The 14,844-nt window shown below is 28.7% G+C and carries 12 protein-coding genes; 8 read left to right on the top strand and 4 right to left on the bottom strand.

Annotated elements, in window-relative coordinates; translation table 11 throughout:
• Positions 1–3: 3 nt before the first annotated feature.
• Positions 4–954 carry a DNA-binding protein WhiA gene (gene whiA, locus QOZ93_RS12255; protein ID WP_111940636.1) on the top strand — a complete coding sequence of 317 codons (951 nt, stop codon included), beginning with the start codon at positions 4–6 and terminating at the stop codon, positions 952–954.
• 71 nt (positions 955–1,025) lie between these two features.
• Here the strand turns inward: whiA and QOZ93_RS12250 are convergent, their stop codons facing one another.
• The 4 genes from QOZ93_RS12250 to QOZ93_RS12235 form a co-directional block, all read right to left on the bottom strand.
• Positions 1,026–1,544 carry a chromate transporter gene (locus QOZ93_RS12250; RefSeq protein WP_307356826.1) on the bottom strand — a complete coding sequence of 173 codons (519 nt, stop codon included), beginning with the start codon at positions 1,542–1,544 and terminating at the stop codon, positions 1,026–1,028.
• Positions 1,541–2,086, bottom strand: coding sequence for a chromate transporter (locus QOZ93_RS12245; protein ID WP_307356824.1), 546 nt, complete (start codon positions 2,084–2,086; stop codon positions 1,541–1,543). The genes QOZ93_RS12250 and QOZ93_RS12245 overlap by 4 nt, the downstream gene beginning before the upstream one ends.
• A gap of 165 nt (positions 2,087–2,251) precedes the next feature.
• Positions 2,252–2,422: a hypothetical protein gene (locus QOZ93_RS12240; protein ID WP_307356822.1), complete on the bottom strand. Its 171-nt coding sequence runs from the start codon at positions 2,420–2,422 to the stop codon at positions 2,252–2,254.
• A 254-nt stretch (positions 2,423–2,676) separates the two neighbouring features.
• Positions 2,677–3,222 carry an NADH peroxidase gene (locus tag QOZ93_RS12235; RefSeq protein WP_307356820.1) on the bottom strand — a complete coding sequence of 182 codons (546 nt, stop codon included), beginning with the start codon at positions 3,220–3,222 and terminating at the stop codon, positions 2,677–2,679.
• A gap of 519 nt (positions 3,223–3,741) precedes the next feature.
• Here QOZ93_RS12235 and QOZ93_RS12230 point away from each other — a divergent pair.
• The 7 genes from QOZ93_RS12230 to QOZ93_RS12200 all read left to right on the top strand — a co-directional run bounded on the left by QOZ93_RS12230 (position 3,742) and on the right by QOZ93_RS12200 (position 14,579).
• Entirely contained in the window at positions 3,742–7,248 is a 3,507-nt protein-coding gene (locus tag QOZ93_RS12230) for a DNA polymerase III subunit alpha (RefSeq protein ID WP_307356818.1), read from the top strand.
• 37 nt (positions 7,249–7,285) lie between these two features.
• Positions 7,286–8,245, top strand: a complete 960-nt coding sequence (gene pfkA / locus QOZ93_RS12225; RefSeq protein WP_307356816.1) for a 6-phosphofructokinase — start codon at positions 7,286–7,288, stop codon at positions 8,243–8,245.
• Between the two features lie 26 nt (positions 8,246–8,271).
• Positions 8,272–10,026 carry a pyruvate kinase gene (gene pyk / locus QOZ93_RS12220; protein ID WP_307356814.1) on the top strand — a complete coding sequence of 585 codons (1,755 nt, stop codon included), beginning with the start codon at positions 8,272–8,274 and terminating at the stop codon, positions 10,024–10,026.
• 230 nt (positions 10,027–10,256) lie between these two features.
• Entirely contained in the window at positions 10,257–10,631 is a 375-nt protein-coding gene (locus QOZ93_RS12215; RefSeq protein WP_307356812.1) for a DUF1540 domain-containing protein, read from the top strand.
• Positions 10,632–10,840: 209 nt separating this feature from the next.
• A complete protein-coding gene (gene rlmD, locus QOZ93_RS12210; RefSeq protein WP_307356810.1) occupies positions 10,841–12,232 on the top strand; it encodes a 23S rRNA (uracil(1939)-C(5))-methyltransferase RlmD in 1,392 nt (463 codons plus the stop codon).
• A 281-nt stretch (positions 12,233–12,513) separates the two neighbouring features.
• Positions 12,514–13,089 carry a TetR/AcrR family transcriptional regulator gene (locus tag QOZ93_RS12205; protein ID WP_307356808.1) on the top strand — a complete coding sequence of 192 codons (576 nt, stop codon included), beginning with the start codon at positions 12,514–12,516 and terminating at the stop codon, positions 13,087–13,089.
• Positions 13,090–13,250: 161 nt separating this feature from the next.
• Positions 13,251–14,579 carry an MATE family efflux transporter gene (locus tag QOZ93_RS12200; protein ID WP_307356805.1) on the top strand — a complete coding sequence of 443 codons (1,329 nt, stop codon included), beginning with the start codon at positions 13,251–13,253 and terminating at the stop codon, positions 14,577–14,579.
• The last annotated feature ends 265 nt before the right edge of the window (positions 14,580–14,844 follow it).

Here is a 14,844-nt window from a genome sequence, read left to right as displayed (position 1 = left end):
GATATGTCGTTTTCATCAAAAGTTAAAAGTGAAGTTTGTAGAAATACTAATATGTCAAAAGAAGAAGCAAGGGCGTTATTATCAGCAATAATGAAAGTTAGTGGATCTATATCAATAGGTGCAAATAGAAAGCTTAGTTTTAAAGTAACTACAGAGAATCCTGCAATAGCAAGACTTACATTTAAGGTTTTAAAACAATATTTTGATATTCATACTAGGCTTTTAGTAAGACGTAGTAATTCATTAAAAAAGAATAATGTATATATGGTAATGATTACAGAGGAAATGGGACTTACAAATTTCTTGGTAGATATAAAGGTTTTAGATAATAAGGAAGATATTTTATCTTTAAATTATTCTATACCAGAGGAATTAATAGATACAGACTTGACTAGAAAAGCATATATAAGAGGTGCATTTCTAGGAGGAGGAAGTATTAGTAATCCAGAAAAAACATATCATTTGGAATTTGTTACGCATAATGAAGATTATGCAAAAGAATTGAGTAAGGTTGTAAATTCTTATGGATTAAATTCCAAAGTTATTCAAAGAAAAAGTAGCTTTGTAATATATATAAAAGAGGGCGAGCAAATAGTAGATGTTCTTAATATAATTGGAGCTCACAGTAATCTTCTTTATTTAGAAAATGTTAGAATAATGAAGGAAATGAGAAATAATGTAAATAGATTGGTTAACTGTGAAACAGCTAATTTAAGTAAAACTGTAAATGCTGCTGTAAGACAAATTGAAAGCATAAAATTGATACAAAGTCAGTTAGGGCTTCAAAGATTACCAGAAAACTTAAGAGAAGTTGCGGAACTTAGACTTAAATATCCAGATGAATCATTAAAGGAATTAGGAATGATGTTAGATCCACCAGTAGGAAAGTCTGGAGTAAATCATAGATTAAGAAGAATTGAAAAAATAGCAAGCGAATTACATAAAGATATGTAAATAAAAAGTTATGTTTTAATCCGTTTAATAGGGTTATAACATAACTTTTATTTTTTATAAGAACTTATGGATTAATATAAAACAATTCCTATAATTGCAGATATTATAGTCAATAATATTGGATCTAATTTAAATTTAAAGGAAGCTATAAATGCTATAGCAAAAATAAGAATACTTTTGTAATCTATAAAAGCATCTTTAGCAACTAAAATAGCGGCAGCCCCTATTAAGCCAATAGTAGCAGGTCTTAAAATTTTAAACGCATTTTCTACATGTTGATTATTCTTAAAATAAAAAAAGAATTTGCAAATAAGAAGCATAATAATAATGGAGGGAAGGCTCACACCTATGGTTGCAAAAATAGAACCTAAAATGCCACTTGTTTTATAACCTACATAAGTTGCGGAATTAATTGCAATAGGACCTGGAGTTACCTGTGATACTGCAACTACATCGATAAATTCTTTAGAAGAAAGCCAATTGTTTATGTTAACTACTTCTTGTTGAATTAAGGGAAGCATTGCATATCCACCGCCAAAACTAAAAAGTCCTATTTTAAAAAAAGTAAGGAAAATTTTTAGTAAAATCATTTATTTTTTGCCTCCTTATTTCTAAAAAATATAATTCCTATAATGGCAGCTATGATTATAATAATTATTGGGGTTATATGTAATATAGATACCAGTAACATAACAAATAATACAATAGGTACATACATTTTGGGGGTTTTAGAATTTTTAGTCATGTTTACTACAGGAACAGCTATTAATGATACGATAGCAGGTCTAATGGCTAAAAAAGCTTTTTGCACGTATATATTGTCTTGAAAATTAGTAAATATAGAGGCAATTGCAAGTATAATTAAAAAGGATGGAAGAATGGAACCTAAAACCGTACAGATACAACCTTTAGATTTTTTTACCTTATAGCCTATAAAAACTGCTACGTTTACAGCAATAGGGCCAGGAGATGATTGAGCAAGGGTTAACATATCTAAAAATTCTTCTTTTCCAATCCAATTTTTCTTTTCTACAACTTCCTTTTCTATTAAAGGTACCATGGCATAACCACCACCTAAAGTGAAGGCACCTATTTTGAAAAAAGTCCAAAACATTTCTAAAAGTTTTTTCATATATATCACCTATAATTTAAAAGTAAAATTTATAAAACAAAGAAAATTTATACAAATAATATTTTAGCACTTAATAAGTTTTATTTCATTAATTATTATGTTCAATATAAAAGGATAAGCTAAAGCTTATCCTAGAAATTTTATTTATAAATTGTATAATCTAAATTAGATAGATTCTTCAGAAGTAGGTAATTGTTTAAAAGTGTCACAAGAAGAATCATGGCAAGAAATTTTATTAGAATTTTTTTTGCTTTTAATTGAACAATATTTACTTAAAATAATATATCCAGCTGAGGCAGCTAGAAAAATAAGCCCCTTTGTTGCTTTGTTTTTCATTTAATTTTCCTCCCTTCAATAGACCAATATAACCGACTTAATTTAGTATTTGCTTATAAATTAATATATATTCTTATATATATTCTACAGAAGAATCATATAAATAGAAAGGACTATTTTAAGTTATTTTCAAAATATTAAATAATAAAAAAACTCCAAACTAAACACAAATTAGTTTGGAGTTCAAGGTAATTAATCTTTTTGGGTATTATCAATATGGGTATTACTGATTTGGGTATTATTAATTACAAATATTATTTGAAATATCTATTTAGTAAACCTTTAAAAGCAGAACCGTGTCTTGCTTCATCTTTACACATTTCATGAACAGTATCATGAACAGCGTCATAGTTTAATTTTTTAGCAAGTGTAGCTAAATCTTTTTTACCTTGACAAGCACCATGTTCAGCATCTACTCTCATTTGAAGATTTTTCTTAGTATCATTAGTTACAACTTCGCCTAATAATTCAGCGAACTTAGCAGCATGTTCAGCCTCTTCCCAAGCTATTCTTTTATAAGCTTCAGCAACTTCTGGGAATCCTTCTCTGTCAGCCTGACGACTCATTGCTAAGTACATTCCAACTTCTGAACATTCACCGTTAAAATTAGCTCTTAATGCTTCAACAACTTCTGGATCCATATCTTTAGCGATTCCTACTTGGTGTTCATCAGCCCAAGACATGTCTTCTTGATTTTGTTCTACAAATTTATCGCTTTGTGCCTTACAAACAGGACAGACCTCTGGAGCTTGTTCCCCTTCAAAAATATAACCACATACAGTACAAACGAATTTTTTCATATTAAAAAACCTCCCATAATTAAATTTATTTTATATTAATTTCTTTGTATTTATCATAAGTGTTATTGACTTCTTGACAATTAATATTATATAACAACAATTATCCATTAGCAAGTCTTTTTTGAGAAATTTTTTTAAAATTATAAAAAATTTTTTTAGATTTAAATAAAAAAACTATTATATCTAAAGGTATATACTTTAAAGAAAAATTCAACATAAAAATGAGCATTTTTTCAAAAAAAGTATATAAGGTTAGTGATTATTATTGTTTTTATAAGGCAATAGTTTTTAATATTGAAAAATAATATACTCAAATGATTTAAATGTAATATTTTTAAATAAAGAAAGGATAAATATATAAAAATGCAATCTTTTATAAATTTATGTATAATAATATATGTAGAGAATTAAATATAAAATATTACATATAACCAATATTTTTAATATAATTTGATTTTAGCATTAATATAAGAAAAAACTTTTAATAATATTTGAACAATTTTGGAAGGAGGGGAATATATGGATAACATAAATGAGAATCTTGGGGATTTTGTGCATTTACATAATCATACAGAGTATAGTCTTTTAGATGGTTCAGGAAAGATAGCCCCTATGATTCAAAGGGCTAAAGAACTAGGGATGAAGGCTTTGGCTATTACAGATCATGGTGCTATGTTTGGATGTGTAAACTTTTATAAAGAAGCCAAAAAGGCTGGCATTAAACCTATTATAGGGTGTGAAATATATGTATCACCTAAATCCATGCATATAAAAAATCCTGATAGAGATAATGAAACCTATCATTTAGTCCTTCTAGTTAAGAATGAAAAAGGTTATGAAAATTTAATGAAAATAGTTAGTACGGCATCTATAGAAGGATTTTATTATAAACCTAGAGTGGATCATAATTATTTAAAGGAACATAGTGAAGGGTTAATAGCTACCAGTGCATGTCTTGGTGGTGAAATACAAAAATATTTACTTAGAGATAACCTTGAAAAAGCTAAACAAACAGCTATTTTTTATAAAGAAATTTTTAAGGATGGTTTCTATTTAGAACTTCAAGACCATGGAGTAGAAGAACAATTAAAAGTAAATCAAAAAGTAATTGATTTATCAAAAGAATTAGATATTCCATTAATATGTAGTAACGATGTTCATTATATAAAAAAAGAGGATTGGAAAGCACATGATATTTTACTTTGCATTCAAACAGGAAAAAATATAGATGATGAAAATAGAATGCGGTATCCATCAAAGGAATTTTATCTAAAGTCTCCAGAAGAAATGAAAAAGATATTTTCATATGTTCCAGAAGCTCTTGAGAACACGGTTAAAATAGCAGAACAATGTAATTTTGATTATGAATTTCATAAATCCAAACTTCCTAAATTTCCTTTACCAGAAGGAACGGATCCTTATGAATATTTAAAAGATCTTTGTTATAAGGGACTAAAAGAAAGATATAGTGAAGTTTCAAATGATTTAATTGAAAGACTTGAATATGAACTTAATGTTATAAGTACTATGGGATATGTAGATTATTTTTTAATAGTATGGGATTTCATTAAATATGCAAGAGACAATGGTATTATGACTGGGCCAGGTAGAGGTTCAGGAGCTGGATCTATAGTTGCATATACATTAGGAATTACAAAAATTGATCCTATTAAGTATAATCTAGTTTTTGAAAGATTCTTAAATCCAGAAAGAGTTAGCATGCCAGATATTGATTCGGATTTTTGTTATGAAAGGCGACAAGATGTTATAGATTACGTGGTAAGTAAGTATGGTAAGGATAATGTATCACAAATTGTAACCTTTGGAACTATGGCGGCTAGAGCATGTATTAGGGATGTAGGAAGAGCTATGAATTACTCATATAGTGAAGTTGATAGAATTGCCAAAATGATTCCTACGGTGCTTAATATAACGATTAATAAAGCACTTGAAATAAATCCAGAATTTAAGAAAGTTTATGAGGATGAAGATAGGGTTGCAGAGCTTATAGATATAGCAAAATCCTTAGAAGGACTCCCAAGACATACTTCCACTCATGCAGCAGGTGTAGTTATAGCATCTCAACCATTGGTTAAGTATGTTCCGCTTTTGAAAAACGAAGAGAGTATAGTTGCACAATTTGATATGGTAACGTTAGAAGAATTGGGACTTTTAAAAATGGACTTTTTAGGTCTTAGAACTCTTACTGTAATAAGAGATGCAATAGATATAGTCAGGGAAACTAAAAATATTAATATTGATATTGATAAAATAGATTATGATGATAAGAATGTTTATGAAATGTTAGGCGAAGGTAAAACAGCAGGAGTATTCCAATTAGAATCACCAGGAATGACTAACTTTATGAAGGAATTAAAGCCTGACAGTTTAGAAGATATCATAGCCGGGATAAGTTTGTATAGACCGGGTCCTATGTCGGAAATTCCTAGATATCTAGAAAATAAGAAAAATCCTTTAAATGTTCAATATGAAACTGAAGAACTTGAACATATTTTAAATGTTACCTATGGATGCATGGTTTATCAAGAACAAGTTATGCAAATAGTTAGAGATCTTGCAGGATATTCCATGGGAAGAAGTGACTTAGTTAGACGTGCCATGTCTAAGAAAAAACATAAGGTAATGGAAGAGGAAAGAAAGAATTTTATATATGGTATAGTTGATGATAATGGAAAAACAATTGTACCAGGATGTATTAGAAATAATATAGGTGAAGAAGCCGCTAATAAAATTTATGATTCTATGATGGATTTTGCATCTTATGCATTTAATAAAGCACATGCTGCAGCTTATGCAGTAGTAGCTTATCAAACAGCATATTTAATGAGATATTATCCAACTGCGTTTATTGCAGCAATGTTGAACTCTGTTATGGGAAATAATGATAAAGTAGCATTTTATACAAGGTTTGCTGAAAAAGCAGGAATAGAAATTTTAAAACCTAGTATAAATAAAAGTTTCCCTAAGTTTACTGTTGAACATAATTGTATAAGATTTGGATTAGCGGCGGTTAAAAATGTAGGCGTAAGTGTAGTTGAAAGCATAGTAGAAGATAGAAAATCAAAAGGAGAATTTTTAGACTTTATGGATTTCGCTACAAAGTCAAATCCTACCCAAGTTAATAAAAGAGCAGTAGAAAGTTTAATAAAATCCGGTGCTTTTGATGAATTTAATATATTTCGTTCACAACTTTTATCTGTATATGAAAGAATTTTAGATGGTATATCTAATGAGAAAAAGAGAAATATAGATGGGCAAATAAGCTTATTTCAAACTGTTCCTGATACTTATAATAATTTTAAAATTGAGTATCCTAATATTAAGGAATTTGATAAAAAACATATTCTTTCTATGGAAAAAGAGATGACAGGAATATACATATCAGGTCATCCGCTAGAAGAATATGAGGAAAGCTTAAAAACTTTAACTACTACTAAAATATCAGAAATTATACATGATAATGAAAACTTAGAAGAAGATTTAGAAAATATAAGTGAAAAATTAAAATTTTATGATCAAGATAAGGTAGTAATAGGTGGAATAATATCTGCCGTAAATAGAAAAGTTACAAAGAAAAATGACTTTATGGCCTTTATAAAGGTTGAGGATATGGAAAGTAGTATAGAATGTATCGTATTTCCTAAAACTTTAAATAAATGTAATGAGTTAATAGAAGAGGATAATTTAGTTGTAATAAAGGGAAGAATTAGTATAAGAGAAGATGAAGAAACTAAGATTTTATGCGAAAGTGTTGAACCACTTTATAAAATAAATAAAGACAAAATATATGTATTAGTAGAAGATAATAAAGAAATGAAAAAGACAGTTGAAGAATTTAAAAGCCAACTTACTGAATATGTAGGTAATACTCCAATTTATATATGTACCAATTCAGATAGAAAAAAATATTTAATAGATAGAAATCTTTGGGTAGATGGTGAAATAGAGGTATTAACTTATCTGAGAGAAAAATTTGGAGAAGAAAATGTTAAGATTCTAAGGTAATTTAAGAGAGAGATGCAAAAAGTAAGGGGGAACAAGAATGAAGACAATAGGTATTTTAACAAGTGGTGGAGATGCTCCTGGAATGAATGCTGCTATTAGAGCAGTAGTAAGAAGTGGTATAGCTAATGGAATAAGAGTTATGGGAATAAATAGAGGATACAGTGGACTTATTAATGGAGAAATATCAGAAATGACTAGACATAGTGTATCGGATATTATCCATAAAGGAGGAACTATATTAAAAACAGCAAGAAGTGAAGAATTTAAAACTGAAGAAGGCAGGAAGAAGGCCGCTAAGGTTTTAGAGGTATTTGGAATAGATGGTCTGGTTGTAATAGGTGGAGATGGTTCATTAAGGGGAGCTCAATTATTATCTAAATTAGGAGTATCAACTATTGGACTTCCAGGAACTATAGATAATGACCTTGCTTATACACAGTATACTATAGGATTTGATACTGCCCAAAACACAGTATTAGATGCTATAAATAAAATCAGAGATACTTCATCATCTCATCAAAGAGTTAGTATTGTTGAGGTTATGGGAAGAGATTGTGGAGATTTAGCTCTTTACACTGGAATTGGTGGTGGAGCGGAAAAAGTCATTATGCCTGAGAAAGGATATGATTTAAATGAACTTTGCAAAGTTATTTTAGAAGGTAAGGTTCATGGAAAAATGCAAAATTTAATTATTTTAGCAGAAGGTGTTGGTGGAGCAGAAAAATTAGCCAAAGAAGTAGAAGAGATTACTGGAATGGAAACAAGAGCAACAGTGCTTGGTCATATTCAAAGAGGTGGTAGTCCTTCAGCATTTGATAGGTTAATAGCATCAACTATGGGCGCTAAAGCAGTAGAATTATTGATAGAAGGAAAATCTAGTAGAGTAGTTGGATTAATGAATGGAAAAATTGATGATATGGATATAGATGAAGCACTTTCTATGAAACGTGATTTTAATGATCAACTATATAATTTATCTCATGTATTATCTTATTAATTTTATTAACTTAAGGAGTGTTATTTATGAAGAAAACTAAGATTATTTGTACTATAGGACCTGCTAGTAAAGATAAAGAAACTATTAAAAAATTAATAGAATCTGGAATGAATGCATCAAGACATAATTTTTCACATGGTACTCATGAAACTCATAAAGAAAACATGGATACAGTAAAAGAAATAAGAGAAGAGTTAAATAAACATATTGCCATAGTTTTAGACACTAAAGGACCAGAAATAAGAACCGGAGATTTTAATAAAGATAAAGTTGAATTAAAAGAAGGAACTAAGTTTACTATTATTTGTGGAGAAGAAGTTTTAGGTAACGAAAATAGGTGTTCAGTAACGTATGATAACTTATATCAAGATGTTAAGCCAGGAGATTCTATATTAATTGATGATGGTTTAGTAGGATTAAAAGTAGAAGAAATTTTAGAAAATGAAATACATTGTATTGTTATAAATAGTGGAGTTGTAAGTAATCATAAAGGTATTAATGTTCCTAATGTATCTATAAAACTACCTTCTCTTACACAAAAAGACATAGAAGATTTAAGATTTGGTGTTGAACAAGAGATTGATGCGGTAGCTGCATCTTTTATTAGGACAGGGGAAGATGTTTTAAATATAAGAAACACTCTAAATAAGTTTGGTGGAAAAAATATATTAATTTTCTCTAAAATCGAAAATAGAGAAGGTGTTGATAATATAGATAAGATTATAAAATATTCTGATGGAATAATGGTAGCGAGAGGCGACCTAGGTGTAGAAATCCCAGCAGAAGAAGTTCCTATAGTACAAAAAATGATTATAGAAAAATGTAATACAGTTGGTAAACCAGTTATTACAGCAACTCAAATGTTAGATTCAATGATGAGAAATCCAAGACCTACAAGAGCGGAAGCATCAGATGTTGCCAATGCTATTTTTGATGGAACAGATGCCATTATGCTAAGTGGAGAAACTGCAAATGGTAAATATCCAGTAGAAGCAGTTAAGACTATGGCAAGAATAGCAGAAAGATCAGAAGCAGCATTAAAATATGAGAATTTAGGTAAAGTACCAAATGGAAACAAACAAATAACAGTACCAGATGCAATAAGTTTTGCAACTTGTGCTACAGCAAAGGAATTACATGCAAGAGCTATAATAACAGCAACTCAAAGTGGGCATTCAGCTAAAAGTGTTTCGAAGTATAGACCTGAAAGTCCAATTATTGCAGTAACACCTTATGAAAAAGTAGCAAGAAAGTTAGCGCTAAGCTGGGGTATATATACTATATGTACAGATCAAGTTGATACAACAGATGAACTTATTGAAAAGTCAGCACAAGAATGTTTAGAGCAAGGATTTGTACAAAAAGGAGATTTAGTAGTTATAGCAGCTGGTATACCTGTAAACTATGTTGGTAGTACAAATATGTTAAAAGTTCATATAATTGGAGATGTATTAGTTAAAGGAAATGGTAAAGGTGAATTAAATGCATCTGGAACAGTTAAAGTTGCATGTAGCCATTCAGAGGCTTTAGATATATTAGACGATGGAGATATATTGGTTATTAAAGAAATAGATTCAAGATACGAAGATATAATATCTAAAGTATCAGGAATAATCGTAGAAGGTGATGTAGAGATGTCTATATTATCTTTATGTGAATCTAAGAAAACTCCTATTGTATATGAGGCAGAGGGTGCTACTGAAATTCTTAAAACAGGATCATTTATAAATATGGAAGCTTCTCGTGGACTAGTATATTCAGGAAAGTCAACTATGAATTAAAATAAATAATGCCAAAAAGATAAAATTAACAAAAAATTAACGAAAAATTTACTAAAAGGCAACATATGAACAGTTGTATCGAATATAATATATAATATACAAAAACAACATAACTAATTTTTTTGGCAACTGATTATTATTCTATTATTTTGCACCCTCGGGTGCTTTTTTTGTATATTAAATTACAAATCTACTAATACTATAAAAAAGGGCAAAAGGATGTGAATATAGTGAGAGTAGATTTAAATTGTAGTGCAACTAATTGTGTTAATAATCAAGCTGGGCTTTGTTCTGCAAATACAATTTCTATAAAAGGAAAAAAGGCTAAAACAGCAGAACAAACTAAATGTGAAACTTTTAAAGAAGGTAGTATTTACAATTCATTAGCCTCTATGGGAAATTTAAATGTGGGAGGAACAATAAAACAAGTCTTTAATACAGACGAAATAGAAATGACCCCCAATGTGCATTGTGATGTAGACAATTGTGTTTATAATATTAAAAATCTATGTACAGCACCAGGACTTGTTATAAAAGGAAATGAATCTACTAATAGTAAGGAAACCTATTGTCAAACTTTTATAAAAGAAAAGCGAGATAAATAATATCTAATAGATAAAATAAAGGCTTCGCTACTGGAAATGTAGTGAAGTTTTTTACTTTACTTTAATTTTATACATATAAATATCAAAAAAGAAATTAATAAGACTTAATTACAGATTTTAACATAGAGTTATTGTAAAATATATTGAAATTACTATATAGAAATTGGTATAATTGAATACATGATTATAAAAGAGAAAGGAATTTTCCAATGAAGGATACAAAAGTACCAGTAGTAAAGAATAAAGAGTATGAATTAGAGATAATAAATATGGGATTTCAAGGAGAGGGCGTAGCTAAGTTAGGAAATTTCACCATATTTATTCCCGGAGCTATAACAGGTGAAAAGGTTATGGCAAAAGTTTTAAGAGTAGAAAAGAAGTTTGCTTTTGCAAAAGTAATGGATATTTTAAAAGCTTCACCTTCAAGAAAATTTCCTAAGTGCGCAATTTATGAAAGATGTGGGGGCTGTAATTTACAACATATAGCTTATGGAGAACAATTAGAATATAAGAGAAATAGAGTAATTGATTCTTTAACTCACATAGGAAGAATAAATAATGTAATAATGCATCACACTATAGGAATGGAGTATCCTTATGCATATAGAAATAAGGTACAATTACCAGTAGGTGTAAGTAAAAATCCAAACAATCCAGTATCAATAGGTTTTTATGCTCAAAGAAGCCATAATATTATTGATATGAATGTATGCTACATACAAGATGAAGTTGCAGATGAAGTTGTTAAGTTAACAAGAAAATGGATGAAAAAATGCAATATAGCTCCTTACAATGAAGAAACAGGTGAAGGCATAGTAAGACACATAATGGTTAGAAAAGGTTTCAAAACTGGTGAGATTATGGTGGTTGTCGTTACTAATGGAAAAGAGCTACCTTGTGCAGATAAGTTTGTGGACATGATCAAAGCTAACATAGAAGGTGTAAAGAGTATAGTGCAGAATATTAATTCTAAGAAAACTAATGTAATATTAGGGTTTAAGAATATTACATTATGGGGAAGTCCTAACATAACTGATTATATAGGAAAGTTCAAATTTAATATTTCACCACTATCTTTCTTCCAAGTAAATCCAATGCAAACAGAAAAACTTTATGATAAAGCACTAGAGTATGCTGAATTAACAGGAGATGAAGTTGTATTTGATGCTTATTGTGGAACAGGAACAATTTCATTGTTTTTATCACAAAAAGCAAAAAAAGTATATGGCGTAGAAATAATTAAAGATGCTATAGATGATGCTAAGAAAAATGCAAAACAAAATGGTGTTAAAAATGTAGAATTCTTAGTTGGAGAATCTGAAACAGAAATTCCTAAGTTAATAGAACAAGGAATAATTCCAGATGTAGTTGTAGTAGATCCACCAAGAAAAGGCTGTGATATTAAACTATTAAATTCTATAGCAGAAGCAAAACCACAGAAGATAGTATACGTATCATGTGATCCTGCAACACTTGCAAGAGATTTAGGTATATTACAACGTTTAGGATATGAAACAATAGAAGTTCAACCAGTAGACATGTTCCCTCAAACAGCACATGTTGAAAGTGTTGCACTTTTAAAAAAGAAAATTAACAGATAAAGATAAATTAAAAAATATATAATGTAATATTATTAAAAGGTTGTCACCAACAAATTTAGTTGGTAGCAACTTTTTTTATTTGTATTAAGAAAATACTGATACACATATTTGAAATATTGATAATATCAGGTATATAACATAATTTAAAATTTAGAAATAATAAAACATGTTATATTATAAAAAATTAATAAGATGAATAAAAGTCAATGAATAAAATTCATTGACTTTTATTCATTCAAGTATTATATTGTATTTATAATGATTAAAGAAGGAGTGATAATATGACACGAATTTCAAAAGCACCTGAAGTTCGCAAACAAGAAATATTAGATACAGCTATGAGATTATTTTATAAAAATGGATATGAATCAACTTCTATGGCAGACATAGCAAAGGAAATGAATGTAGTACCAGGTTTGTGTTATCGTTACTTTAAATCTAAACAAGAACTTTTTGAAACTGCAATGGATCAGTATGTTGAAGAATGTGGACAAAAATTTTTAAAAGTTATGTGCAATGATAAAAAAACATTAATAGAGCGTATGGATGATATGGCTAAGTTGATGATAAGTCAAGAGGAGAATAGTAAGTATCATAATTTTTACCATGAAGTTGGAAATGAAATGTTGCATGAACAACTTATTATAAAACTTGCAAAATATTTAATCCCAAGTTTGTGTAAAGAATTTGAAAAGCTATGTGAAAATGGAGAAATGCATATTGAAAATGTAGAAGTTATGACTAATTTTATTATGTATGGACAAATAGGTGTTTTATCATGTAAAGGTATTTCAATGAATGAAAAAATTAAACAAATTTGTGGATTTATATATTCAATATTAGGTATAAAACAATAAAAGTAATATGATTTATGGCGATAAAATATAGGACAAGATATCCCTAATCTGATATTATCCTAAAGTAATATCAGATTAGGGTAAAAAATACAAATCGAATGAATTAGATTCAATGAATTAAATTCACCGCATTAGACAAATATAGAAAGAAGAGAAATTGAATGGATAACATATTAGAAAAAGATTTTACCATAGGTAATACAACTAAAAAACTTATAGGGGTTACTGTTCCGGTACTTATAGCATTCATCTTTAGTATGGCTTACAATATAGTTGATAGCCTTTGGGTTGGAAATTTGTTAGGACAAAAAGCAATGGCGGCACTTACTGTGTCAATGTCACCTATACTGTTAACAAATTCTATTGCAATGGGGGCTACCAATGGTGTAGTAATTTTGTTATCAAAGTATATTGGAGCAAGGGATAAAGAAAATGAAAATAAAGTAATTACTACTTCGTTTATAGTAGCTATTATTTTTAGTTTAGGTTTAACTATTATTTGTGAACTTGGTGTACATACTATTTTAAATATATTAAATACACCAAACGAAATATATTCTATGGCAAAAGAGTATCTTATGATCTATATGATGGGATATGTTTTTGTATTTATGTATTTATATTTTACTGCTGTATTACGCAGCTTTGGTAATACAACTATGCAAATGTTATCAATTATTATATGTACTATACTTAATGTAATTTTTGATCCTATTTTTATTAATAAAATGGGACTTAAAGGAGCAGCAATTGCAACTCTATTTTCTCAGGCAATAATGATGCTCATTATGATTGCTTATATTATTAAGAAAAAGTTAATTGTAATTGACTTTAAGGTGTTTAATAACAATACTTTAAAAGAACTTGTTTTAAAAGCAAATCCATCTATTATTCAACAAAGTGTTCCAGCAATAAGTACAAGTTTTATTACTTATTTAGTTAGTGGATTTGGAGTGTTACCTATAGTGGCCTTTGGTATTTCAGGAAAATTAGAAACGATTTTATTTTATCCCGCTATGGCACTTAATATGACACTTACCATGTGCATTGGTCAATGCGTTGGTGCTAAAAATATAAAAAAAGCAAAAGAATATCTTAAATCTGGGATACTATTAGGGAGCGGATTTTTAATAGTGTTAACAATTATAGTAGTGTTCTTTTCTAAAAATTTAGCAGGAATATTTGGTGGGAGTGAGAAGGCAAAGGATTTAGTTAAAGGTTATTTTTTAATTATTTCTTGTGGATATATTTGTAATATAATTACTAATTGCGTTCTTGGTGCAGTAAATGGTTTTGGAAAACCAAAGTCAGCTATGTTTTTAATGATTTTTTACTATATTATTGTCCGTATGCCATTGGCAAAAATATTATGTATAAGTAAGTTAGAATTGAATGGAATTTGGACTGCTGTTTTAATAAGTCATATTGCAGCAGCTATAGCGGGAATTTGCTATTTTAAAGTAGTGCTAAAAAAGATTATATCAAATTAGTATTAATATTTATATAATTTAGATATTATATTAAAATATAGTCTAAAATATATAACGTTAAGTAAAAAAAGCTATGAATTAAGTGTTCATAGCTTTTTGAATATGTATATGTAAATGTGTATATTTATAGGTAACACTAGACAATCTCTGAAGCTAACTACAAATTTAATGGTTCTGTTAATTAATTATGAAAGATTAACTATCTCAATCGCAAAATTACGAATTTAAGCGTTAGCTTGGAATAATTATATATATAAATTTAAAA

The sequence above is a fragment of the Hathewaya limosa genome (genome assembly GCF_030815255.1).
GTDB lineage: Bacteria > Bacillota > Clostridia > Clostridiales > Clostridiaceae > Hathewaya > Hathewaya limosa.
This window is presented reverse-complemented; position numbering and strand designations above follow the sequence as displayed.

Bases quoted from the DNA above. Each gene is read 5' to 3' on its own strand.
- pyk (WP_307356814.1), top strand. From the start codon at position 8,272: ATGAAGAAAACTAAGATTATTTGTACTATAGGACCTGCTAGTAAAGAT.
- QOZ93_RS12250 (WP_307356826.1), bottom strand. From the start codon at position 1,544: ATGATTTTACTAAAAATTTTCCTTACTTTTTTTAAAATAGGACTTTTT.
- whiA (WP_111940636.1), top strand. From the start codon at position 4: ATGTCGTTTTCATCAAAAGTTAAAAGTGAAGTTTGTAGAAATACTAAT.
- QOZ93_RS12240 (WP_307356822.1), bottom strand. From the start codon at position 2,422: ATGAAAAACAAAGCAACAAAGGGGCTTATTTTTCTAGCTGCCTCAGCT.
- QOZ93_RS12205 (WP_307356808.1), top strand. From the start codon at position 12,514: ATGACACGAATTTCAAAAGCACCTGAAGTTCGCAAACAAGAAATATTA.
- QOZ93_RS12235 (WP_307356820.1), bottom strand. From the start codon at position 3,222: ATGAAAAAATTCGTTTGTACTGTATGTGGTTATATTTTTGAAGGGGAA.
- QOZ93_RS12245 (WP_307356824.1), bottom strand. From the start codon at position 2,086: ATGAAAAAACTTTTAGAAATGTTTTGGACTTTTTTCAAAATAGGTGCC.
- QOZ93_RS12230 (WP_307356818.1), top strand. From the start codon at position 3,742: ATGGATAACATAAATGAGAATCTTGGGGATTTTGTGCATTTACATAAT.
- QOZ93_RS12200 (WP_307356805.1), top strand. From the start codon at position 13,251: ATGGATAACATATTAGAAAAAGATTTTACCATAGGTAATACAACTAAA.
- pfkA (WP_307356816.1), top strand. From the start codon at position 7,286: ATGAAGACAATAGGTATTTTAACAAGTGGTGGAGATGCTCCTGGAATG.
- rlmD (WP_307356810.1), top strand. From the start codon at position 10,841: ATGAAGGATACAAAAGTACCAGTAGTAAAGAATAAAGAGTATGAATTA.